At 66.7% G+C, this 23,743-nt stretch carries 21 protein-coding genes and 1 pseudogene; 16 read left to right on the forward strand and 6 right to left on the reverse strand.

The window, feature by feature from the left end; translation table 11 throughout:
* The first annotated feature begins 164 nt into the window (after window positions 1–164).
* From AC1U2B_RS21795 to AC1U2B_RS21805, 3 genes are all read left to right on the forward strand, one after another.
* Window positions 165–1,436, forward strand: a complete 1,272-nt coding sequence (locus tag AC1U2B_RS21795) for an LLM class flavin-dependent oxidoreductase (RefSeq protein WP_231575591.1) — start codon at window positions 165–167, stop codon at window positions 1,434–1,436.
* Window positions 1,433–2,479 (forward strand): alcohol dehydrogenase catalytic domain-containing protein, encoded by a 1,047-nt coding sequence (locus AC1U2B_RS21800; RefSeq protein WP_480218417.1) that lies wholly within the window; start codon window positions 1,433–1,435, stop codon window positions 2,477–2,479. The genes AC1U2B_RS21795 and AC1U2B_RS21800 overlap by 4 nt, the downstream gene beginning before the upstream one ends.
* 75 nt (window positions 2,480–2,554) lie before the next feature.
* Window positions 2,555–2,941 carry a hypothetical protein gene (locus tag AC1U2B_RS21805; protein WP_043396291.1) on the forward strand — a complete coding sequence of 129 codons (387 nt, stop codon included), beginning with the start codon at window positions 2,555–2,557 and terminating at the stop codon, window positions 2,939–2,941.
* Between the two features lie 20 nt (window positions 2,942–2,961).
* On the opposite strand, the pseudogene AC1U2B_RS21810 reads toward AC1U2B_RS21805, so the two are convergent.
* Window positions 2,962–3,714, reverse strand: a pseudogene (locus AC1U2B_RS21810) (DUF559 domain-containing protein); the annotation flags it as partial.
* Window positions 3,669–4,247, reverse strand: a complete 579-nt coding sequence (locus AC1U2B_RS21815) for a TetR/AcrR family transcriptional regulator (protein WP_480218418.1) — start codon at window positions 4,245–4,247, stop codon at window positions 3,669–3,671. The pseudogene AC1U2B_RS21810 and the gene AC1U2B_RS21815, both read right to left, overlap by 46 nt.
* Before the next feature lie 86 nt (window positions 4,248–4,333).
* On the opposite strand from AC1U2B_RS21815, the gene AC1U2B_RS21820 reads away from it, so the two are divergent.
* From AC1U2B_RS21820 to AC1U2B_RS21835, 4 genes are all read left to right on the forward strand, one after another.
* Window positions 4,334–5,491: an acyl-CoA dehydrogenase family protein gene (locus AC1U2B_RS21820; RefSeq protein ID WP_043396283.1), complete on the forward strand. Its 1,158-nt coding sequence runs from the start codon at window positions 4,334–4,336 to the stop codon at window positions 5,489–5,491.
* 100 nt (window positions 5,492–5,591) lie between these two features.
* On the forward strand, window positions 5,592–5,942 hold the full coding sequence (locus tag AC1U2B_RS21825; RefSeq protein WP_260938784.1) for a hypothetical protein: 351 nt from the start codon (window positions 5,592–5,594) through the stop codon (window positions 5,940–5,942).
* A 32-nt stretch (window positions 5,943–5,974) separates the two neighbouring features.
* On the forward strand, window positions 5,975–6,454 hold the full coding sequence (locus AC1U2B_RS21830) for a hypothetical protein (RefSeq protein WP_480218419.1): 480 nt from the start codon (window positions 5,975–5,977) through the stop codon (window positions 6,452–6,454).
* Between the two features lie 63 nt (window positions 6,455–6,517).
* On the forward strand, window positions 6,518–7,378 hold the full coding sequence (locus tag AC1U2B_RS21835) for an SDR family NAD(P)-dependent oxidoreductase (protein WP_480218420.1): 861 nt from the start codon (window positions 6,518–6,520) through the stop codon (window positions 7,376–7,378).
* Between the two features lie 10 nt (window positions 7,379–7,388).
* Here the strand turns inward: AC1U2B_RS21835 and AC1U2B_RS21840 are convergent, their stop codons facing one another.
* Window positions 7,389–8,024, reverse strand: coding sequence for a TetR/AcrR family transcriptional regulator (locus tag AC1U2B_RS21840; RefSeq protein WP_480218421.1), 636 nt, complete (start codon window positions 8,022–8,024; stop codon window positions 7,389–7,391).
* A 138-nt stretch (window positions 8,025–8,162) separates the two neighbouring features.
* Here AC1U2B_RS21840 and AC1U2B_RS21845 point away from each other — a divergent pair, with 138 nt between their 5' ends.
* From AC1U2B_RS21845 to AC1U2B_RS21880, 8 genes are all read left to right on the forward strand, one after another.
* Complete coding sequence (locus AC1U2B_RS21845; RefSeq protein ID WP_480218422.1) at window positions 8,163–9,923, forward strand: N-acyl-D-amino-acid deacylase family protein; 1,761 nt, start codon at window positions 8,163–8,165, stop codon at window positions 9,921–9,923.
* Window positions 9,924–10,365: 442 nt separating this feature from the next.
* Window positions 10,366–11,538, forward strand: a complete 1,173-nt coding sequence (locus tag AC1U2B_RS21850; protein WP_480218423.1) for an LLM class flavin-dependent oxidoreductase — start codon at window positions 10,366–10,368, stop codon at window positions 11,536–11,538.
* 34 nt (window positions 11,539–11,572) lie between these two features.
* Window positions 11,573–12,961: an NtaA/DmoA family FMN-dependent monooxygenase gene (locus AC1U2B_RS21855; protein ID WP_480218424.1), complete on the forward strand. Its 1,389-nt coding sequence runs from the start codon at window positions 11,573–11,575 to the stop codon at window positions 12,959–12,961.
* A 3-nt stretch (window positions 12,962–12,964) separates the two neighbouring features.
* Window positions 12,965–14,089, forward strand: a complete 1,125-nt coding sequence (locus AC1U2B_RS21860; protein ID WP_480218425.1) for an LLM class flavin-dependent oxidoreductase — start codon at window positions 12,965–12,967, stop codon at window positions 14,087–14,089.
* A gap of 116 nt (window positions 14,090–14,205) precedes the next feature.
* Complete coding sequence (locus AC1U2B_RS21865; RefSeq protein ID WP_480218426.1) at window positions 14,206–16,008, forward strand: fatty acyl-AMP ligase; 1,803 nt, start codon at window positions 14,206–14,208, stop codon at window positions 16,006–16,008.
* 169 nt (window positions 16,009–16,177) lie between these two features.
* Window positions 16,178–16,807, forward strand: a complete 630-nt coding sequence (locus tag AC1U2B_RS21870) for a TetR/AcrR family transcriptional regulator (protein ID WP_480218427.1) — start codon at window positions 16,178–16,180, stop codon at window positions 16,805–16,807.
* A gap of 4 nt (window positions 16,808–16,811) precedes the next feature.
* Window positions 16,812–17,318, forward strand: a complete 507-nt coding sequence (locus AC1U2B_RS21875) for an SRPBCC family protein (RefSeq protein ID WP_480218428.1) — start codon at window positions 16,812–16,814, stop codon at window positions 17,316–17,318.
* Window positions 17,318–18,370 carry an LLM class flavin-dependent oxidoreductase gene (locus AC1U2B_RS21880; protein WP_480218429.1) on the forward strand — a complete coding sequence of 351 codons (1,053 nt, stop codon included), beginning with the start codon at window positions 17,318–17,320 and terminating at the stop codon, window positions 18,368–18,370. The genes AC1U2B_RS21875 and AC1U2B_RS21880 overlap by 1 nt, the downstream gene beginning before the upstream one ends.
* A gap of 4 nt (window positions 18,371–18,374) precedes the next feature.
* On the opposite strand, the gene AC1U2B_RS21885 is transcribed toward AC1U2B_RS21880, so the two are convergent.
* The 3 genes from AC1U2B_RS21885 to AC1U2B_RS21895 form a co-directional block, all read right to left on the reverse strand.
* Window positions 18,375–20,705 carry an arylsulfatase gene (locus tag AC1U2B_RS21885; RefSeq protein WP_480218430.1) on the reverse strand — a complete coding sequence of 777 codons (2,331 nt, stop codon included), beginning with the start codon at window positions 20,703–20,705 and terminating at the stop codon, window positions 18,375–18,377.
* Window positions 20,706–20,818: 113 nt separating this feature from the next.
* Window positions 20,819–21,937, reverse strand: coding sequence for an Rv3169 family protein (locus tag AC1U2B_RS21890; RefSeq protein ID WP_480218431.1), 1,119 nt, complete (start codon window positions 21,935–21,937; stop codon window positions 20,819–20,821).
* 4 nt (window positions 21,938–21,941) lie between these two features.
* Window positions 21,942–22,958: an NADP-dependent oxidoreductase gene (locus tag AC1U2B_RS21895; RefSeq protein WP_480218432.1), complete on the reverse strand. Its 1,017-nt coding sequence runs from the start codon at window positions 22,956–22,958 to the stop codon at window positions 21,942–21,944.
* A gap of 96 nt (window positions 22,959–23,054) precedes the next feature.
* On the opposite strand from AC1U2B_RS21895, the gene AC1U2B_RS21900 reads away from it, so the two are divergent.
* Window positions 23,055–23,729: a TetR/AcrR family transcriptional regulator C-terminal domain-containing protein gene (locus tag AC1U2B_RS21900; RefSeq protein WP_480218433.1), complete on the forward strand. Its 675-nt coding sequence runs from the start codon at window positions 23,055–23,057 to the stop codon at window positions 23,727–23,729.
* Window positions 23,730–23,743: the final 14 nt, after the last annotated feature.

The following is a 23,743-nucleotide window of genomic DNA, read 5'->3' on the forward strand; positions in this document are numbered from 1 at the left end:
TTCGCGGATAGCTCGCGACCTCCTGCCCGCCCCGCATACCTCTACCTGGGCAAAGCCGTACCCGGCGCGGCCGATATTTATGGATCACTTGATCCAATCGAATGATCGGATTACAGTCGGCCGAGAAAGCCGAGACATCCCTCACCGAGAACCAGGAGACCACCGTGAGCAGCGCTGCCCAGTGGAGCCCGACGTCCATGAAATTCGGGGCGTTCCTCGCTCCGTACCATCCGCTCAATGCCGACCCGGCGCTGCAGTTGCGCCGCGACATCGACCTGATGACCCACCTGGACCACCTCGGTTTCGAAGAGGCGTGGATGGGGGAGCACCACTCGACCGGTGCCGAGATCGTCCCGGCGCCCGATGTGTTCATCGCCGCCGCAGCCGAGCGCACCGAGCGCATCCGCTTCGGTACCGGTGTGATGTCGCTGCCGTACCACCACCCGCTGATCACCGCGGACCGCATCACTCAGCTGGACCTGCAGACCCGCGGCCGGCTGATCGTCGGTACCGGCCCCGGCAAGATCCCGCTCGACGCGCACATGATGGGCATCACGACCACCAACCAGCGCCGCATGCAGGGTGAGGCCCTGGAGGCCGTGCTCGCACTGCTGCGCGGTGAGGTCGTCAACATGGAGACCGACTGGTTCACCCTGCGCGACGCCCGCGCTCAGCTGCCGACCTACAACCCGGCCGGCATCGAGGTCGCCACCGCTTCGACCATCTCGCCCAACGGTTCGGTGCTGGCCGGTAAGCACGGCCTGTCGCTGCTGTCGCTGGCCGCCAGCTCGCAGGCCGGCTACGAGTCGCTGGACCGCAACTGGGGTGTGTACGAACAGGTTTCGGCCGAAAACGGCTACGTCGCCAACCGCGAAACCTGGCGTCTGGTCAACCCGATGTTCATCGCCGAGACCCGGGAAGAAGCCGAGCGCGCCGTCAGCCGCCGCATCCACGCCATCGCCGAGTACGTCAACCGCCAGCAGGGCATCAACCCCGACTGGGCGCAGACCCCGGCCGGCATCATCGACTACTGGCGCAATGAGTCGCTCGGTGAGTTCGGCCAGGCGATCATCGGCACGCCGGAGGACGCCATCGCCCAGATCGATCGCCTGATCGAGAAGACCGGCGGCTTCGGCACCCTGCTGATCATGCACGTGGACCTGGCCGACTGGGAGAACACCAAGCGCAGCTACGAGTTGTTCGCGTCCGAGGTCATCCCGCACTTCCGCCGTCGCAACGTCGCCCGTCAGGCCAGTCTGCAGTTCGCACAAGACAACTCAGAGGTGCTGATCGGCAACCTGGTCGGCGCCATCACCAAGGCGTACACCGACTACTACGGGCAGCCGACCGATTTGCCCGCCACTCCGGCGCCCGGTGGCGGAGCCGCCGATCAGGCAGGCGCAACGATCTCGATCTCGACAGGAGCACACGCATGAGGGCAGCACAGTTCATCGACGGCCAGTTCACCGTGACCGACGTGCCGGAACCACCGGCCACCGGTGCCGGCCAGCTGCGGATCAAGGTGGCCGCCTGCGGCATCTGTGGCAGTGACCTGAGCATGTCCAAGGATCCCTGCCGGTTCGTGGCCGTCGCCGCAGGCGCGGGCTTCCCGTTCGCTGTTTTCGACGCCACCCGTCCGGTCGTGCTCGGCCACGAGTGGGCCGGCACCGTCATCGAAACCGGGCCGGGTGTCGAGGATTTCGCTGAGGGCGACCGGGTCACAGGGCTGGGTATCACCACCGAACAGAACGGGATGCCGACGATCATCGGCTACTCGAACGACTACCACGGCGCCTTCGGTGAGTACATCGTCGTCGACGCCCTCTGGGTCCGGCACGTGCCCGACGGCTTGTCGCTCGAACATGCCTCCTTGGCCGAGCCGCTGCACGTCGGCGAGATGCACATGCAGCAGTCGGGCCTGACGCCCGCGGACACCGCGCTCGTGATCGGCTGCGGCTCGATCGGTTTGGGCACGATCCTGGCCGCCAAGGCCGCCGGGGCGCACCTCGTCATCGCCTCGGAACCGTCGCCGAAGCGGCGTGAGTTGGCCGCCAAGATGGGCGCCGACATCGTCGTCGACCCGAACGAACAGGACCCGATCGAGGTCTACAACGAATTGCTGGCCGGCGGCAAGACCGGCGGCGGGCTGCTGATCGCCTACGAATGCAGCGGACGTGTCGGCACGCTCAACACGCTGACCCACACGCTGCCGTGGGGTTCGCGGATTCAGGTGGTGGCCTCGCCGTTCGCCGAGGAGACCATCATCCCGGTGGTGGCCCAGATGCGGCAGATCGCGATCAACTTCGGGCACGGCCCGTACGAGCAGGCCTACGAGAAGGTGCTGGCCCGACTGGCCGCCGGCGAGATCGACGCCGAGGCCCTGATCACCGGACGTACCGGGCTCGACGGCATCGCAGATGCGTTCACCGCACTGCGAAATCCCGACGAGCACGTCAAGATCCTGGTACTGCCGTCTTGATCGTGAGCAGCGTTACCGACGTGTAGCCGTGTCGATCACGGGACAGGCGGGCCTGGGTGCGGCACAGTTAACTGTATGGCCGGTCAAATGATTCCGAAGCCCAGCGACCTGAAGGCCGCAGCCCAGTCCGCGGTTGATGCCGCCCAGTCCGCCGTCGAGATGACGCAGGCGGTGGCCAGCGGTGCTTTGCGCATCCCGCCGGCCTCCGTCCAACTCGCCGCCCAGGTGCCCGATCTCATCGAGAACCTGGCGGTGGCCACCGAGCGGCTCAACACGACGATCGACCGCACCGAGCGGTTCATGGCCATGGCCGATCCCATGTTCCGCACGCTCGACGCCCTGCTGCCGCAACTCGAGGCGCTGGTGAATACCGGCAATGAGGTGTTCCGGCTGCTGTCGAACATCCCGGGGGTGTCGAGGCTGAACCCCTTCAGCGGCGGCGCCAAGCCGCAAGACAAGTGATTTCGGCGTGATTTGTAGCGCAGGTCGAGCCAGGTGAAGCGCAGCACCTGATAGCCGGCCAGCGCGATCTTGTTCTGCCGTTCACGATCGTTCTGAAAATCGGCCGCACTGCTGTGAAATGCGAAGCCATCGGTCTCGATGGCGATTCGTTCGCGGCGGAATAGGGCATCGACCTTGTATCCGGCGACCGGATGGTTGGCCTGCCAGCCGGTGATCTTGTTGTCGCGCAACAGCTGGACCAACAATCGTTCGGCCGCGGATCGCGCTCCGTCGGCAGCGGCCACAAGGAGTCGGCGCGATGCCGGCGAACCATGGCGACCTTTGTTGCGTAAATGTGCGTCCCACAACGGCTGCAATGCGACGTGACGCTGCAGAGCAGTGTCCATCAGCCGCACGCCACCGCCGCGCCGCACTGCAGCCTCGACCACTGTCAGTGGCAACGCAGTGACTCGCATGCCATTGCGGTCAACGATGTCGGCCGGATGTAGGTCTCGACGCCGTACCCGGGTCCCCGTGCGTCCTCGGCCGTTGCTGTTGCGTGGCACCGTGACTTCGACGATGTCTGGTGAGTACTTGCAGAGCTCGTGCCACCAGGCGGCTGCCAGGCCGCTCGCGGTCGCTTGTGGTCCGTAACCCCATACGGCAATACGGATCCGGGCCGCATCGGTGAGCGGCCGGTCGTCGACGAAGAAGACACCGGGCGAACACCGCAGCCAGCGGCCGGTCTTCACCCTCCGCTCGACCGCGTGGCGGTCGAGCCGGCCTTGCCGCGCAGCAGGTGTGCCTGGCCCATGTGCGGGTAGCGGTCCCGGTAGACCTGCACGTCGTCGGTGAAACCGCGGGAGAACGAGCCGACGGTCGAGCCGAGGACCAGTGACCGGGTCGCGGCGCCGATGAGCGTGGCTTCGCGGGGCGGCCAGCCGGCGCCGACCAGACCACCGTGCACGGCATCGGCGATCCGCAGACCCACGTCGCGACGGCCCGGCCCGGTCGCCAGATAGGGCACGAGATTCGGGTGGGCGGCCAGGGCCGCGCGGTGGGAGCGGGCCCACGCCGCCAGCGCGTCCTGCCAATCGTCGCCGCGGTCGAACCCCGACGTGTCGATTTCTCTCGCCACCTGGCTCGCGACGGCGTCGAGCACGTCGTCTTTGGTGGGGTAGTGCTTGTACAGCGACGACGCCTGGACGCCCAGTTCGGCAGCCAGCTTGCGCATCGACATCTCGGCGAGGCCGTCGCGATCGATCAGTTCCAGTGCGGTGTCACGGATGAGTTCGCGGCTGAGCAGTGGTACGCGGGGCCTACCCATCTGCATCTCCCTTGAATTAGCGAACGTTGTTAGCTTATTGTGACAGCAACAAGCTAACACTGTTCACCACTTTTGAGGAGATGTCTGTGAAACGCGAGGTCTACAGCGAAGAGCACGAGGATTACCGGTCGATGATCCGGTCCTTCGTTGAGTCCGAGGTGAGCCCGGTCTACGACGAGTGGTTCGAGAAGGGCCTGGTGCCGCGCGACTTCTACTACAAGCTCGGCGAACTCGGCATCTTCGGCGCGGAAATCCCGGAGGAGTACGGCGGCGAGGGCCTGACCTCGTACAAGTTCCAGGCGATCCTCACCGAGGAACTGGCGCGTGCCGCGGTGTCGTTCGGTGGCTCCAGCGTGCACGTCGGCCTGTGTCTGCCCTACATCCGCGATATCGGCAATGAAGAGCAGAAGAAGCGCTGGTTCCCCGGCATGCTCAGCGGCGAGATCATGTTCGCGATCGCGATGACCGAACCGGGCACCGGCTCCGACCTGGCCGGAATGCGCACCACCGCAAAGCTTTCCGAGGACGGCACCCACTACGTCCTCAACGGCTCGAAGACCTTCATCACCGGTGGCGTGCACGCCGACCGCGTGATCGTCTGCGCTCGTACCTCCGCTCCCAAGGAAGACGACCGTCGCTTCGGCATCTCGCTGCTGGTGGTCGACACCAAGCTGGAGGGCTACTCGGTCGGCCGCAAGCTCGACAAGCTGGGCCTGCGCTGCTCGGACACCGCCGAGTTGAACTTCACCGACGTCAAGGTCCCGGTCGAGGACATCCTCGGTGAGGCCAACCAGGGCTTCAACTACCTCGGCCAGAACCTGCCGCGCGAGCGGCTCGGCATCGCAGTCAGCGCCTACGCGCAGGCCAAGGCCGCCGTCCGGTTCGCGGTGCAGTACACCAAGGACCGCACGGTTTTCGGCAAGCCGGTCTCCTCGTTCCAGAACACCAAGTTCGAGCTCGCCGCCTGTCAGGCCGACGTCGACGCGATGGAAGCCGTCGTCGACCGCGCCATGGAGGCCCACGACCTCGACGAGCTGTCCGCCGCCGACGCTGCCAAGGCCAAGCTGTTCTGCACCGACGCGGCGGCCCGCGTGATCGACCGCTGCCTGCAGCTGCACGGCGGCTACGGCTACATCAACGAGTACCCGATCGCCCGGCTGTACGCCGACAACCGTGTCGGCCGCATCTACGGCGGCACCAGTGAGGTCATGAAGATGATCATCGCCAAGGACATGGGTCTGTAAATTCCTGCTGTCGCAGTGTGCGAAGGCGCCCGTCGGAGTAACTTCACTCTTGGGCGCCTTCGGCATTCGGGCGGGTGCCCGGATCGAAGGAACGACGTAAGTGGCAGCCCCGCGACACCACGTGCACGTGTGCGACCACCCGCTCACGCGGGCGCAGGCGCGCCGGCTGAGTCGGCGATTCGCCGTCGCCGGAGTGCAGATCGAGCCCGGACGCCTGCAGGAGATCGCGGCGGGCGCGGCCACTGTCGGGGACGAACACATCGACGTCGCCTTCGCAATGGTTGCCGTTGGTTATGTCGAGGAATGCCACAACGCAAAATTGACGCGCATTCGCCGACGAATGGGCCGCTGGCTGCTGGTTGGTGCGATGATCGTGTTGAGTCTGTGTCTGCTCATCAGTTTGGCGATGGCCATGCTGACGCTGATGCAGCCCACGTTCACCGGGGTATGAGTCACCACATCACGCGGTAGGTCCGGAGGAGTTTGAGCATCGAGAACGTATTGACGCGCTGGGCGATGGGGGTCATCGCCTTCGCGATGATCGTGGTCGCGGCCGTGCTGCCGTGGTACACCGCGCACAACGACCATGGCCGCGGCGCCATGAGCGGCTGGGGGATCTGGGACATCAGCGGGCACCTCGGCGCCGAGCTGCGGCCGCTGCCCTTCGCGGTGCTGATCCTGCTCGCGGCCGGCACGATGATCGCTGCCGCCGTGCGCGCGATGTTCGGCACCGCGTTGGCCGCGGCCATCGCCTGCTTCGTCGTCAGCCTGCTGCCGTTGATGACGGGCGGCGCGGTCGACCGGCGCTTGGCCGGAAGTGATTCTGTCGCAGTGGTTCTCGGTCAGGCGGTCTACCCGATGATCGCCATCGCCTTTGTGGCCTGTGTAGTGAGCTGGATCGGCTATGCCCGGTGCGTGCTGCGCGCGGCGCCGAAGGCCGAAGTCGAGGTGCAGCCGGTCTGACCGGCATTCCACTGATCGGACTTTCTGCCTGCCCGAGCCCCCGCCCTGCGATTTACTTCGGCCATGGGTGCACAGGAACTGTTCGGTGGTGGGGTTGCGGTCATCACGGGGGCCGGCTCGGGGATCGGGGCCGGCTTGGCCAGGTACGCGGCCCAACTGGGTATGACGACGGTGCTGGCCGACGTGAATGCCGATGCGGTCGCCGCCCTGCGTGACGAGCTGACCGCGGCCGGCGCGACCGCCGTGGACGCGGTGTGCGACGTCCGGGACGCCGAGGCCGTGCAGGCCCTGGCCGACCGGGTCAACAGCGAAATCGGCCCGGTGCGCCTGCTGGTGAACAACGCCGGCATCGAACAGTTCGGCTACCTGTGGGATACCCCGGTCGCCAACTGGGAGCGCGTCATGGACATCAACGTCAGCGGCGTCTTCCATGGCGTGCGGGCCTTCCTGCCCGCCATGCTGGCGTCGGGCGAACCGGCGTGGGTGTGGAACATGTCGTCCGTCGGCGGCGTGTCGACGGTGCAGCTGCAGGCGCCGTACATCGTCAGCAAGCACGCCGTGCTGGCGCTGACCGAGTGCTTGCGCGTCGAGGTCGAACTGGCCGGCCACGACAACCACGTCTGTGTACAGGCGGTCTTGCCGGGCCCGGTGCAGTCGAACATCTTCACCGCCGCCGGTGGCGTCGAGAGCACCGCGGATGACGACGCCGCAACAGCCTCAGCGTCCGAGCGCACCGCCATGCACCAGCTCTCCGCCATGGATCCGCTCACTGCCGCCGAGGCCATCTTCGACCAGTCGGCGGCGGGTGGCTTCTACCTGACCACGCACCCCGAGGCCATCGCCGGCGCCATGACCGAACGCGCCCGGGTGCTCAGCGAGCAGGCGGTGCCCAAGCTGCGCAACCGCCGGTTCGCCGCCAACTGAGGTCGCCGGCTCACACCAGGGACGCGAGGAGCGCGGCCAGGCCGTACTCGAAAACCGCGTCGTAGTCGGTGGGCGAGCGCAAGGCCTCGACCAGTTTCTGGTCCGGCCAGTCGTCGCCCCACAGCGACGCGTCTTCCTCGTCGTGCTCACCGCTGCGGATGGCCGAAAACTGCATCAGCGCAGACGAAATCACGTGCACCTCGATGGAGCGCAAGGCCAGGGCCGCCTGATTTCCGGTGATCCCCAGCGCGGCCAGTTCGGCGGCGAGGGTCTGTTGCACTGATTGGAACAGTGACGGTGTGCGGTCGCGTTCGTGCGCGATCGCCATCAGGTGCTGGCGTTCGATGAGCGCGGTGCGCTGCGCACGGGCCAGGGCGGTGATGCGGTCTTTCGGGTTGTCGCCGACGGCGGGAAGACTGGCCATCACGTCGATCAGCCGGTCGATCAGGTGGTCGAACAGCTTGTCCCGTCCACCGACGTGCCAATAGATGGATGTGACGGCGACACCGAGATGCTCGGAGAGGCTGCGCATGGAGAATCCGGAGACGCCGTCGCGTTCCAGCAATGCCGCGGCGGTATCGAGGATCAGTTGAGCATCAACAGTTTTCGACGTGCCGTCGGACCCACGCTGGGATGCCTGCGCCATGACCACCTGCTTCCGGTATGCCGAACACCTAATCACACCCAATCGCGACCAGTCGCTAGATCTACGTCTCATCACGGTGTAACACTGTTACAGTACTGCCGCTGACCGATGGTCGCGGGTCGCAACGAGGGAGCAGATGTGTTCGATCTGAAGATCACCGGTGGCACTGTTGTCGACGGCACCGGCGCCGACCGGTTCACCGCCGATGTCGCGATCAAGGACGGCAAGATCGTCGAGGTTCATCGGCGCGGCCCGAATGACCCTGTGCTGTCCGGTGATTCGGCCGAGACCATCGACGCCGGCGGCAAGATCGTCGCTCCGGGGTTCGTGGACATCCACACCCACTACGACGGACAGGTCAGCTGGGACAGCGTGCTGGAACCGTCGAGCAACCACGGGGTGACGACGGTGGTCGCGGGCAACTGTGGCGTCGGCTTCGCGCCGGTGCGCCCCGGCCAGGAGGAATGGCTGATCCGGCTGATGGAAGGCGTCGAGGACATCCCCGGCACCGCCCTGACCGAGGGCATCACCTGGGGCTGGGAGACTTTCGGCGAATACCTCGATGTCGTCGGCCGGCGTGAACTCTCCGTCGACATGGGTACCCAGATCGCCCATGGTGCGGTCCGGGCGTACGCCATGGGGGAGCGCGGCGCCCGCAACGAACCCGCCAACGCCGACGACATCAAGGCCATGGCGAAGCTGGTCCAGGAAGCGATCGAGGCTGGGGCACTGGGCTTTTCGTCGTCGCGCACGCTGGCGCACCGCGCGATGGACGGCGAACCGGTGCCGGGCACCTTCGCCGCCGAGGACGAGCTGTTCGCCCTGGGCCGGGCCACCGCGGCCGGCGGGGCGGCGGTCTTCGAGCTGGCGCCGCAGGGCGCTGCCGGCGAGGACATCATCGCGCCGCGCAAGGAACTCGACTGGATGCGCCGCCTCGGCGAGGAGATCGACTGTGCGTTGAGCTTCGCGCTCATCCAGGTCGACGCCGATCCGAATCTGTGGCGCGAGCAGCTCGACCTGTCGGCCGCGGCGCATCAGGCGGGCAGCCGGTTGTTCCCCCAGGTGGCGGCGCGGCCGTTCGGCATGCTGCTGGGTTTCCCTGGCCATCACGCATTCACGCACCGCCCGACCTACCGCCGACTGGCCGCCGAATGCACGCGCGAAGAGCTCGCCGAGAAGCTGGCAGAGCCCGCGGTGCGGGCCGCGATCCTGGCGGAGGACGACCTGCCGATCGACCCCACAAAGCTGTTCGACGGCATGTTCATGCTGGCGCAGAATGCGGCAAATCGCCTGTACCACATCGGTGAACCGCCGGACTACGAGCCGACCGTCGAGCGCACCGTCGCGGCGATCGCACAGCGGCGTGGCATGGATCCACTCGCCGCGATGTATGACCTGATGCTCGAGGCCAACGCCGGGGCCATGCTCATGTACCCGATGTTCAACTACTCCGACGGCAACCATGACGCCATCCGCGAGATGCTCACGCACCCGGCCGGGGTGCTGGGGCTCTCTGACGGCGGCGCGCACTGCAGCATGATCTGTGACGCCTCGTACCCGACGTTCCTGCTCACGCACTGGGCCCGGGACCGTCACCGTGGCGAGAAGCTGCCGTTGGAGTACGTCATCCGGAAGCAGTCGCACGACACCGCCCAGCTCTACGGCATGTCCGATCGCGGTGTGATCAGCGTGGGCAAGAAGGCCGACATCAACGTCATCGACCTCGATGCGCTGACGCTGCACGCACCCAAGATGGTGCATGACCTGCCCGCCGGTGGAAAACGCTTGGTGCAGGGCGCAAGTGGCTACGACGCGACGATCGTCAGCGGCACCGTCACCCGCCGTCACGGCATCGATACCGGCGCCCGTCCGGGCCGGCTGGTCCGCGGCATCCGCTAGGTCGATGCGGCGGCCCGACGGCGGGTTTGCAATCGCGATGATTTCAGGGGGCTGCGGTGTCTCCATTCGGCGATGGCGTCGGATGGCAAGCGCTGAAAGCTGCGGCGCAGATTCTCTGGTCGACTCCGCGATGTGGGCTCCCGGATTCTGCTGAGTCGCGCAACGGGCGCACACCAGTGCCAGGGCGACGGCGTCAAAGCTGCTGACCTGCAGCTGTTTTGACGGTACGGCCCCTCTGTACCGCGGCGTCGGGGGTGTCGTCGGCGACCCGGCCCGCGCGACTCTGGGTGTGGTGGTGCGATCGGTCGATGCGCGTCGGACCGAACCTGCCCGCCGGTAGCGCGATTATTCCCTTTCCCTGGCGCTGACGGTGTCTCAGCCGCCGCGATCTGCGTGCGGCTCGGCAGAGTGGTCGTATCCCGTCAGGAAAGCAGGTCGCGTGATGCCTCATTCGTCGAGCCGATTCCATCTGGCAGTGGCTTTGGACGGCGCCGGATGGCACCCGGCCGCGTGGCGGGAAGCCGACGCGCGACCCGCAGACCTGTTCGGTGCCGGGTACTGGACCGATCTGGCCGTCGAGGCCGAACGCGGCTCAGTGGATCTGGTGACCATCGAAGACTCGCTGGCGGTGCAGTCGGACGATCCGGTCGAGCCCGACGATCGAACCGATCGCGTCCGCGGCCGGTTGGACGCCGTGCTCATCGCCGCCCGCGTCGCACCTCGTACTCAGCGGATCGGGCTGGTGCCGACGACGGTGGTCACCCATACCGAGCCTTTTCATGTGTCGAAGTCCATCGCCACGCTGGACTACGTGAGCGCCGGGCGGGCCGGCGTTCGTGTGCAGATCGCGGGCCGCCGAGATGTGGCCGCCCATTTCGGGCGGCGTGAACCGGCAGTCGAACGACAGATCCGTGAATACTTCACCGAGACAGCCGATTACGTCGAAGTGTTGCGTCGCCTCTGGGACAGCTGGGAGGACGGCGCGGAGATCCGCGACGCCGCCACGGGACGATTCGTCGACCGGGACAAGCTGCACTACATCGACTTCGAAGGCCGCTGGTTTTCGGTCAAGGGCCCGTCGATCACGCCGCGCCCGCCGCAGGGCCAGCCGATCGTCGCGGCCCTGGGCCACGGCGGCGCCTCCTACGAGTTGATTGCCGGCAGTGCCGACATCGGGTTCGTGACCCCGCGTGACGCGGAGGATGCGGCAGACATCGTCGGTGAGGTCCGTGCTCTCCAACAGGCTGTCGGCCGGGGTTCCGAGAAGCTGCACATCTTCGGCGATCTGGTGGTCTTTCTCGACGACAGCGAGTTGGCGGCCCAGGCACGTCGGCGTCGGCTCGATGACCTCGCCGGATCCGAATATCGCAGTGACGCGAGAATTTTCGTCGGTACCGCGGCTCACTTGGCCGACCTGCTGCAGGAGTGGCACGCCGCTGGGTTGACGGGCTTCCGGCTGCGGCCGGCGACGCTGCCGCACGACCTGCGCCAGATCACCGAGCAGCTCGTGCCCGAACTGCGCCGACGGGCGCTGTTCCGCGACGAGTACGAAGCGAACACGCTGCGCGGGTTGCTCGGCCTGCCGCGTCCCGCCAACCGCTATGCGCTCGCCTGAACCACTGAAACACGCAGAATCCGAGGATCAGCCAATGAGCAAGCCAGTCAAGCAAATTCACCTGGCCGCGCACTTCCCCGGGGTGAACAACACCACCGTGTGGAGCGACCCGGCCGCCGGCAGCCACATCGAGTTCAGCTCTTTCGTACATTTCGCCCAGACCGCTGAGCGCGGGAAATTCGATTTCCTGTTTCTGGCCGAAGGGCTGCGGCTGCGGGAACAGAACGGACTCATCTACGACCTCGACGTGGTGGGCCGTCCGGACACCTTCACCGTGCTGGCGGCGCTGGCCGCGGTGACGGAGCGAATCGGGTTGACCGGCACCATCAATTCGACATTCAACGAGCCCTACGAGGTAGCCCGCCAATTCGCCTCGCTGGACCACCTGTCCGCAGGCCGTGCCGCCTGGAATGTCGTGACATCGTGGGATGCGTTCACGGGGGAGAACTTTCGCCGTGGCGGCTTCCTGGCCGAGGACCAGCGTTACGAGCGGGCCAAGACGTTCCTGGCGACGGCGCTCGAGCTCGTCGACTCGTGGCGCGGTGGCGAGATCGTGGCAGACAAGGCTGCCGGCGTGTTCTTGTCCGATCCCGACGCCGGGGCCTTCGATCACACGGACAGTCACTTCGACATCCACGGCCGGTTCAACGTGCCACGCAGCCCCCAGGGCCGGCCGGTGATCTTCCAGGCGGGCGATTCAGACGAGGGCCGGGAGTTCGCGGCATCTGCCGCCGATGCGATCTTCTCCAGGCACAGCACGCTGGAGGCCGGCCAGGCGTTCTACACCGATGTCAAAGGCAGGCTGGCCCGGTACGGGCGCCGCCATGACGAGTTGCTGATCCTGCCGGCCGCCACCTTCGTGATCGGCGACACCGACCAGGAGGCAGCTGATCTCGCGCACGAGGTCCGGCTTGCCCAGGTCTCTCCACAGACCGCGATCAAATTTCTCGAACAGCTCTGGAACCGGGACCTTTCCGACCATGATCCGGACGGCCCGCTGCCCACCGCGGAGCCGGTCGTGGGGGAGAACACGATCGCCCGCGGCCGGGCCAGCGTGCGCATGTTCCGCGACCCCCTCGCGACCGCCGCCGAGTGGAGGGCCAAAGCCGAGGCGCAGAACCTCAGCAGCCGTGAGCTGATCATCGAAGTCACCGGCAGGCAGTCGTTCATCGGGTCGGCTCAGACGATCGCGTCGACCATCGACGACTTCGTTCAGGCCGATGCCAGTGACGGATTCATCCTGGTCCCGCACATCACGCCCGGCGGACTCGATGTGTTTGTCGACCAGGTGGTGCCGCTGCTGCAGGAGCGCGGCACGTTCCGCACCGAATACGCGGGCAGCACGTTGCGCGACCACCTGGGGCTGGCGCCGCTGCCGCGGCCGGCGCGCCGCACGAACCCGTCCACCGAGGTGGCGTCGTAGACCATGGCGACTCCACTGACAGTGCTCGATCTGGTGCCCATCTCGTCGGGTTCGACTGCGCCGCAGGCGTTGCGCAACAGCATCGACCTCGCCAAGCGCGCGGAGGCGCTCGGCTATGCGCGCTACTGGTTCGCCGAACATCACCTCAATCCCGGTATTGCCGGTACGTCGCCGGCGGTGCTGCTCGCGCTGACCGCTGCGGAGACCTCGACCATCCGGCTGGGTTCGGGCGCGGTACAGATGGGGCACCGGACCGCGGTGGCGACGGTGGAGGAGTTCGGCCTGCTCGACGCTCTGCATCCCGGCCGGTTCGACCTCGGCCTGGGGCGCTCCGGAGGCAAGCCGCGGGAAGCCAAGGTGCCCGTACCCGCCGCTGCAGCCACCCGGGTCAATGGCACTGGCGGTAACGGACTGCTGATCCCCGGGAAGTTCGATCCGTTACCGCTGTTGAAGTCCCCACGGTTCGCACTCCAGCGGGCGCTGCTCCAGCTGCCGGGCGCGCAATCGCAGGACTACACCGACCAGATCGACGACATTCTTGCGCTGATCGCCGGCGGCTACCGCAACGCGGATGGGTTGACGGCACGGGTTGTGCCGGGCGAAGGTGCTGACCTCCAGATCTGGATCCTGGGCAGCAGCGGCGGTGAGAGTGCCGACGTTGCCGGCACGCGAGGGCTGCGGTTCGCCGGCAATTATCACGTCGCGCCGGCATCGGTCCTGGAGGCGACCGACGCCTACCGGGCCGCGTTTCGGCCGTCGGCCGAGCTCGGCGAGCCCTACGTCGCGGTCTCGGCCGACGTCGTCGTCGCCGAAGACGAGGCCACCGCCCGGGAACACGCCGCCGGCTACGGCCTGTGGGTGCGCAGTATCCGGACGGCTGAAGGCGCGATCCCGTTTCCGGCCCCGGCCGAAGCCCGGACACACGCCTGGACCGCCGCCGAACGCGACCTCGTCGCCGACCGAGTGGATACCCAGTTCGTCGGATCGGCCGCCCAGGTCGCCGACCAGCTCGAGCGGTTACGCGACGCCACGGCGGCCGACGAGCTCATCATCACGACCATCATTCACGACCACAACGACCGGGTGCGGTCCTATGAGCTGCTGGCCGAGGAATGGTCCCGCAGGTGACCTGTTTGGCCAGAACCCGGACGGCCCAGTCATTTTCGACGGTTTCGCGGCGGCTCGTCCCCTGGGAGTGTCGAGCGCCACTGCCGTTGGGTTGATCTGCCCCCTAATCTGGACACATGACATCGAGCAGCGCCCTGTTCCAGATCGAGGACTGCATCGACGAGGCGGGGCGGGTGACGCTGCCGCCCACCGCGACGCTGATCGCCTTGATCGACGGGAACATCGCACATCTGCCCGACATGGTGGCCTACCGCTACCTGGATTACTCAGGCTCCGATGTGCGGACGACAGAACTGACCTGGTCCGAACTCGGGGTGCGCCTGGCGGCCATCGCGGCCCGGGTACAGGCGGTCGCCGAGCGTGGTGATCGAGTTGCCATCATGGCGCCGCAGGGCCTCGACTACGTCGCCGGGTTCTTCGCGGCGATCAAGGCCGGCGCCATTGCGGTGCCGCTGTTCGCGCCCGAATTACCGGGGCATGCCGAACGTTTGGACACGGCGCTGCACGACGCGCGACCAGCTGCGATCCTGACGACGGCGTCGGCGCGGTCCGCCGTCACCGAATTCCTGTCCGCCCACCCGGATTTGGGCAGTCCGACGGTCGTCGCCGTCGATGAGGTGCCGGACGACGAAGGCGCCGCGTTCGATCCCGTCCACATCGACATCGACGACGTCTCTCACCTGCAGTACACCTCGGGCGCCACCCGACCGCCGGTCGGCGTTGAGATCACACACAAAGCCGTGGGCACCAATCTGATTCAGATGATCCTGTCCATCGACATGCTGGACCGCAACACGCACGGCGTCAGCTGGCTGCCGCTGTATCACGATATGGGTCTGTCCATGATCGGCTTTCCTACCGTGTACGGCGGACACTCAACGTTGCTGTCTCCCACCGCATTCATCCGTCGGCCGCTGCGGTGGATCCAGGCGTTGTCCGACGGGTCGAAGGTCGGCCGGGTGGTCACCGCCGCACCGAATTTCGCCTACGAGTGGTCGGCGCATCGTGGTGCGCCGGGCCCCGGCGACGACATCGACCTGGCCAACGTGGTGATGATCGTCGGTTCGGAGCCGGTCAGCATCGACGCCATCAAAACGTTCAACGCGGCGTTCGAACCGTACGGGCTGCCGAAGACGGCGATCAAGCCGTCGTACGGCATCGCCGAGGCAACACTTTTCGTCTCCAACATCGCACCTGACGCGGAGGCGACGGTGCGGTACTTCGACCGCGACCAACTCGCGGCGGGCTTCGCCGTGGCGGTGTCCGAGGATGCACCGGGTGCGGTCGCGCAGGTCTCCTGTGGGCAGACGGCGAGCAGTCTGTGGACGGTGATGGTGGACCCGGCCACCGGTACCGAGCAGCCCGACGGTCGAGTCGGCGAGATCTGGTTGCAGGGCAACAACATCGGCCGCGGCTACTGGGGTCTGCCGGACGAGACGCGTGAGGTATTCCAGGCTCGGCTTCGGTGCGTCCTACCGAAGGATAGTCACGCTGACGGCGCCGATGTCGACGGATGCTGGATGCGCACAGGCGATCTGGGCTTCTATCTCGACGGCGAGTTGTACGTGACCGGGCGGCTGGCCGACATCATCACGATCGACGGGCAAAATCACTATCCGCATGACCTCGAGGCCACCGCTGCTGACGCGTCAGCTCTGGTGCGGCGGGGGTACGTGGCCGCGTTCACCGTGCCGGTCGATGGTGGCGACCAGCTCGTGATCATCGCCGAGCGCGCATCGGGCACGGCCCGCAGTGATCCGCAGCCGGCGATCGACGCGATTCGCGCGCTGGTGGCCGAGCGCCACGCGGTGACCGTCGCCGACGTCCGGTTGCTGCCCGCGGGCGGTATCCCGCGCACCACCAGCGGGAAATTGGCCCGCCGCGCCTGCCGCGCCGCGTATCTGGACGGGACGCTCTAGGCCCGTTCTGCCGCGAGCAGACGTTCGATCCGCTATGAGTCCGATCATAGTCAACCGGGTAATCGTCCCCAGGTAGCGCGATCATGTGCGGATTGTTGGGCGCCATTGACTCCTGGTTATGATTCGGATCATAATTCGAACCGAATGATCCGCCCGCCAGGAGCTGCCCATGCCGACCGATACCCGCCAGTCGATGGTGCTTGCCGCCGTCGAGCTGTTGCGCGAGCGCGGCGTCGACGGTGTCACGCTCGACGATGTGCTCAGCCGGAGCGGGGCGCCGCGGGGGTCGATCTATCATCATTTTCCGAGCGGGCGTGCCCAGATCATCGACGAGGCCGCGCAGCTCAGCGGCGATGCCATCTCCCGGCTGATCTCCAATGCCGCGGACAACGGACCCGCCGCCGTCGTCGATGCAGTCACAGCCTTCTGGCGAAAACTACTGCGCCAGAACAATTTCGCCGTTGGATGCCCGGTGGTGTCCATCGCCGTCAGCGCCCCGCCGGACTCGGCACTGGCGCAGCACGCCAATCAGATTTTCCGCACCTGGCACGAGTTGGTCACCGATTGTCTGACGGCGGATGGCCTCGACACCGCGGTCGCGCGACGGCTCGCCACCACGTCTCTCGGCGCGATCGAAGGTGCGATCACCATGTGCCGGGCCACGTCGAGCCTGCAGCCACTCGAGGACGTCAACACCGAACTGAAGGTCCTGTTGGCGGCCCGGACTCTTTTCGCCGCCGAACCTGCGGCCGAAACCGTGGGGCGCCCAGCCAAACGGACTGCACGGAAGGGAAGTTGAAATCATGGAATGGACCGGTGCGGTATATGCCGACGCCCCGACCGTCGAGGTTTCGACGTGGATCGACGCGCCCGTGGCACGGGTATGGGAACTGGCATCCGACATCACGGTGATGCCCGAGTGCAGCCCGGAGCTACAGCGAGTCGAGTGGCTCGACGGCAGCGACGGACCTCGTGCCGGCGCCCGATTCGTCGGCTACAACAGCCACCCCGCACTCGGTGAATGGTCGACGGAATCCGAGATTGTCGAGTACGAACCACAGCGGGTGATCGCTTGGGCCATCGGCGATGCCGAGAACCCGACCGCGACCTGGCGGCTGAGTCTGAGCCCCGAGGGCACCGGAACGCGGCTCGCGCAATGGGCTCAGCTCGGCCCCGCGCCGTCGGGCTTGTCTCTGGCGATCGCCCGGATGCCCGACAAGGAGCAGAAGATCGTCTTCAACCGGCTCCGCGAATTCGAGTCCGGTATGCAGTGCGTTCTGGAGCACATCAAGCGACGGGCGGAAAGCTGATGCGCGCCGCGACGACGATCGAGGCCGCCAGCCTCGGAACCTGGGACCACCAAAGGATTTTCGTCTCCGAAGCCGAGAAGTTGGGCCTCGACATCTGCTGGGTGGCCGAGGCCTGGGGATCCGACGCGCCGTCCGCGTTGGGTTACTACGCCGCGTGCACCGACCGGATGTTGTTGGGCTCGGGCATCATTCAGCTCGGCACCCGCACCCCGGTGGCCATCGCCCAGGCGGCGGTCACACTGTCGAACCTGTCGGGCGGACGCTTTTTGCTGGGACTCGGTGCCTCGGGACCGCAAGTGATGGAAGGCCTGCACGGTGTGCCGTTCGCCAAGCCGCTGGGCCGCATGCGGGAAACCATCGACATCATCCGGCAAGCCATCGCGGGCGATCGGATCACGTACACCGGCAAGCAGTTCCAGATCCCGATGCCGGGTGGCGACGTCAAGCCGATGCGGTTGTCGATGCGGGCGGAGCACGAAATACCGCTGTACATAGCCAGTCTCACGCCCGCCATGCTGCGCCTGACCGGCGAGGTCGCCGACGGCTGGCTCGGCACCAGCTTCGTGCCGGAGGGCGCAGACGACGCCTACTTCGCCCATCTCGACGACGGACTCGGTCGCTCCGGCCGGACCCGCGCCGACCTGGACATCTGCCAGGGCGCCGAGGTGTCCTTCGCGCGCGACGAAGCGCAGCTGAAAACGCTGATCGACGCGCGGAAGTCCGAGCTGGCGTTCAGCCTCGGTGGAATGGGTTCGGCCTCAACCAATTTCTACAACCAGGCGTACAGCCGCCAGGGCTGGGCCGACGTCGCCGCGGCAGTTCGGGAACGCTGGCAGGCCGGTGACCGCGACGGTGCGGCGGCGCTGATCACCGACGACATGATCCTCGCGACCACGCTGATCGGTACCGCGGACATGGTGCGCGATCGCCTGCGGGTCTGGTGCGACGCGGGCGTCGACACCGTCCGCATCTACCCGGCGGGCGACACCATCGAGGAACGGTTCACCACCCTCGGCGCGGCGATCGACCTGGTGCATTCGATCACCCGGTAACCCGTTACGTGTAGGCGACGTGGACGCCGTGGATGCGGCCTTCGAATGGGAAGGGTGCGCGTTCGCGGTAGTCCATTGACACCGGTGAGCCGAGGCAGGTGCCGATGTCGAGGCAGTCGTTCGCGGTGAACAGCAGCGGGGCACTGATCGGAACCTGGCCCGAGGCCACTGTTTCACCGTCGACCGCGATGACGATGTCCAGCGGGCCGCCGGCACGTGGCTCGGCGTACTGGGTCGTCACGGTGATGGTGTGCCGTCCCGGCGCGACCACGCCGTCCGAGCGGATTTTCGTCTTCTGCAGGATGAACAGGTTGTACTCGTAGCGCACCTGGCCGTTCTCGAAGTAGCACGTCAACCCGCCCGCGCCACTGCCAAGGGCGTACAGCACGCCGGACGCGTCCTCCGGGATATCCGCGTCGATGGTCACCACGTTGTTCTTGTTGCCCAGCCCGGGCGCGCAGAATTCCGGCATCCGGATCATGTCGCCCGAGAACTCCCACTCCCTGAACGGCGGCGCGATCCGTAGCTCGGGGTGATACACCGGCACCCACAAGCCGCCACCGATCGGCAGCACCGCGTTCTTCGCCGCCTCGATCGCGAACATCTCGCGCATCTGGGCCAGCTTCTCAGGCATCTGCGCCGCGAGATCGTTGGCCTGCGTCCAGTCCTGGTCCAGGTGGTACAACTCCCACACGTCCTGGTCGGGGGTCCATGTTGCCATGCCGGGCGGGAGGCCGGGGATCCACGGCAGCCGCGGTCCGACCGCGCCGGCGAACCACCCGTCGTGGTAGATGCCCCGGCTGCCCATGATCTCGAAGTACTGAGTCTTCTTGCCGCCCTGGGCATCCCGATCAACCAGCGTCTGCGCGAAACCCGCACCCGCAAGCGGCATCTGCGCCTCCCCGGACACGGTGCGCGGCGGTTCGATCCCGACCACCTGGTAGATGGTCGGCACGACGTCATTGCAATGCAGGAAATGCGGGCGCGGCGTCGGATCAGCAGCCACCTTCGCCGGCCACCGCACCGCCAGCGGATTGCGGGTGCCGCCCAGGTGCGAGGCCATCAATTTCATGCCCTTGTACGGCGTGGACCCGGCCCACGCCCAGCCCGCGTGGTACTGGTTGTCGACCAGCGGAGAACCGAGGACGTCGAGCCCGCCGAGCTCATCGAGGGCGTCGATGTGCTGACGGACGGTCGTCGGAATTCCGTTCTGCGCCAGCAATTCCGAGATGGTGCCGTTCTGGCCTTCGCCCGAGGAACCGTTGTCGCCCCAGATGTACAGGAACAGTGTGTTGTCGGCGTAGCCCAGCGCTTCGAGTTCGTCGGAGATCCGGCCGACCTGGACGTCGACGTGCTCGGCGTACCCGGCTGCGACCTCCATCAGGCGCCGCTGGAACGGCTTCTCGTCCTCGGGGATGTCATCCCAGGCGGGGAGCTGCTCGTCGCGCTCGGTGAGTTCGCAGTCGGCCGGGATCCAGCCCTTGTCCTTCGCGCGCTCGAATACCCGCTGCCGGTAGGCATCCCAGCCGTCGTCGAACTTGCCCGCGTACTTGTCTGCCCAGTCCTTCATGATGTGGTGCGGGCCGTGCAGGCAGCCGCTGGCCCAGTACATGAAGAACGGCTTGTCGGCGTTGAACGCCTTGTGTCGCCGCAGCCACGAAATCGCGTCGTCCGCCAGATCTTCGGACAGGTGGTAGCCCTCTTCGGCAGTCTTCGGCGGGGCGACGACGGTGGTGTTGCGGACCAGGTTGGGCTCGTACTGCGACGCCTCACCGGCGAGGAACCCGTAGAAGTATTCGAAACCCAAACCGGTGGGCCAGTTTTCGAACGGACCAGCCGCGGTGGTCTCCTCGGCCGGGGTGTTGTGCCACTTGCCGAAAGCCGACGTCGCGTAACCGTACTGCTTGAGCACTTCCGCGACGGTGGCACTGGACCGCGGAATCTTGCCCGCGTACCCGTCCCAGTCATTGGCGAGTTCGGCGATCTGTCCGTTGCCGATCTCGTGATGATTGCGGCCGGTCAGCAGCGAGGCCCGGGTCGGCGAGCACATCGCGGTGGTGTGAAATCTGTTGTAGGAAACGCCTTCAGCGCACACCCGGTCCAGTGTCGAGGTGGTCACCTCGCCGCCGAACGTCGACGGCAGGCCCGGACCGGCATCGTCGATGAGGACGATGACGATGTTGGGGGAGTCGTCGTGCAGGTGCTTGGGAACGGCGCGCGGCTGGTACGTCGACTCCTGCAGCGTCCTGCCCGCGATGCTGGCGGACGGAACCGGTGGGAACGGCAACACACCACCGCCGGGCAGTACCGGCGCCACCACACCTGTGTCAGACAACTCGACCCCTCTTTCTGCGAATGACCGCAAGCGGATTTCCCCGAACGTGCCGTCTACTGTGCCGCACGTCACTGACGGTCACGTCAGCGGGGCGTGGTGAGCGCCGGGAAAACTCAGCCCCGGTAGCCGTCCAGGAAACCGGTCAGCCCGGACGGCGTGTGCGGGCCGATGGCGATCTGTTCGACGACGCCGATCCCGGTGCGCGCACCCATGGTGGCCTTCACGACGTTCTGCAGATGCAGCGACGTGAAGTCGGTCGGGTCGAAATCGTCCAAACGGATTGATTCCCGGCCGATTTCGTACTGCCCATGGTTGGAGCCGTGTCCCCAGTGCGGGTGCCAGTAGCCGATGCCACGCATCCGGAACGTGTAGAGCTTCTCCAGCTCGATGTGCGTCTCACCCTCGATGGGGTCGGTGAACCACAGATGAGCACGCCGGATTTCGCGCCGCCCGGGCTCCCAGTCGAGTTCGTAGCCGATGTCGTAGCACTCACGTACCCCGACCCGGCTCCACGGTGCGGCACCGGCCGGCAGCGGATCAAGAATGGCGGCGGTCTCGAGCCATCGTCGCCCGTCTTCGTGCTCGTGGAACGCGTAGTGGGTGAACCGATCCTCGAAATGCAATGGCGCCCACAGCCAGAAGACCTGGAACGGCATGGGTTGCCGCACCATCGGCAGCTGCTCGCCGACCGGCCGGATACCCCACGAGCGATCCCGCGTCCCCGGGACGTCACCAGCCGTGACCGCCAGGTCTTCGCCGTCGACAGTGATCGTGCCCTCCCACGACCCCCACTGGGTGAGCCTGGTGTGGTCGGTCAGCACGATGCCTTCGGCGGTGCGTCGCTGCTGACGTGGCTCCTCCACGGCCACCGTGGTGGCGCGGAAAGTCAGGTCGCAGGAGATGTTGTGCTCGTTGGAGTCGACGACGTAGCGGATGGTGCGCAGCGGCTCGAGCACCTCGATGCGGAAGGGGCCGATGGTCGCCGACCGGTCCAACGGCATCGCTCCCGACGCGAAGATCGAGTGCTCGACACCGTCTTTCACCACGCTGAAGGCGGCGTCGATGATTCCGCGAACGGGGTAGTGCCCCATGGCCGCACCGAAGTAGAAGTCGCCATCGCGCTGGTGGCCGTTGAACCAGTAGCGGTCGTAGTGGTTGGGGTCGCCGCTGGCCGGCACGCCCACCGGGTCGGCCGAGGCGTGGATCGGATAGTCGTCGAAGGGAGTCAGCACGGTGTCAGCTCCCCGGCTCGCTGATCTTCACCAGCATCTTGCCGATGTTGGCTCCGGTGAACAGGCCGTTGAGTGCGTCGATGCTGGATTCCAGTCCGTCGTAGACGGTTTCGCGATGCACCAGCAGGCCCTGCTGCTCCCAGCCGCTCAGCGCGGCGAAGGCCTCGTCGAAGCGTGCCCACTCTTCGAGCGCGATGAAGCCCTGCATCGTCGAGGCCGTGGCGAGCAGGTTCACGTAGTTGGACGGGCCGGGGTGATCGCCGTTGAGGTACGTGGTGATGATGCCGCACATGACCACGCGAGCCCGGTGCGCAAGGTTGCCCAGCACGGCATTGAGGATGTCGCCGCCGACATTGTCGAAGTAGACGTTGATCCCGCCCGGGCAGGCCGCCTTCAAAGCGGCGGGGAAGTCGTCGGCCTTGTAGTCGACGCAGGCGTCGAAGCCGAACTCCTCGACCACGACGCGGCACTTCTCCGGACCGCCTGCGATGCCGACGACGCGAGCGCCGGCGATCTTGGCGATCTGGCCTGCCACCGAGCCGGTGGCGCCGGCCGCGGCGGACACCACGACCGTCTCGCCGGGCTGGGGTTTTCCGACGCCCGTCATGCCGAAGTAGGCGGTCGCTCCGGTGGGCCCGTAGATCGACATCACCGCGAGGGGATCGGTGTACCCGACCACCGGCGTGCTGAACAGGTCGTCGCGGATGATCGCGTAGTCCTGCAGTCCGGTCAGGGTGGTGACGAGGTCGCCGACTTTGTATGCGTCACAGCGTGATTCGACGACCTCGCCGATACCGGCCACGCGCACCACCTCGCCGAGTTCCAGCGCCGGGAGGTAACCGGGTTCGCCGTCCAGCCAGGTCCTGGCGGCGGCGTCGATGCCGACATACCTCGTCCGCAGCAACGCCTCGCCCTCGGCGGGGACCGGAGCGGGCACCGTCACCATCTCGGTGTCGTCGGGGGAGACCAGCCCATCGGGACGGCGGCGCAGCAGGACCTGACGGTTATCTCGGTTCATCATGTCGTTTCTATGGGAGGCGATTTTTCATATTGATTATTAAAAGTCGCCTCGGTTATCGTCAACCCCGAATGTGAAAGTGGTCGCCAGGAGGGTCGGATGAGCGTGCCCAACGCAGCACCCCGCCGCGGGAGGCCGCCGCGCATCGACCAGAGCGCCATTGCCGCAGCGGTTTTGGAGATCGGCACCGAGAACGCCACCATGCGTCGGGTCGCCGAGCATCTCGGTGTCAGCCTGCCCGGGCTCTACCATCACGTGAAGAACCAGCACGACCTGCTGCGGTTGGCCACCGTCAGTGCCCTGACGAACTCGCCGCCGCCGCGCTATACCGGCGGGCACTGGGCGACGTGGCTACGCGACTATGCGTCCTACATCCGGACCGTGCTGGCGTCGGAACCCGCGCTGGTGGAGAAGTTCGTCAGCGGAGCCGTCGGTCACGACGTCGAGATGGAATACACCGCGGAGGCGGTCGAAGCGCTTGCCGCGCAGGGCTTGTCGCCGAGCGACGCCCTCGCGGTGTGGGCATCGGTGAGCACGATGGCGGTCGGCAGCGTCACCGAAGCCCATCGGGAGTATCTCTACGCCGAGGGTGGGCAGCCGTGGCTGGCTCGGATCCTCGAGCTCACCGACGCGCGCCCGCCCTCGGAGTACCCGACGTTGCGTGCCATCGCGACATCCGGCGACGACCCGTTCGGCGACGAGGCGTTCCAACATCGAATGACGTTGCTACTGGGCGGGATCGCGGCCCACTACGGTCTGCCGCCCGAACCCTGACCGCAACGCCACAC

This window comes from Mycolicibacterium sp. P4_G11 (genome assembly GCF_056555145.1).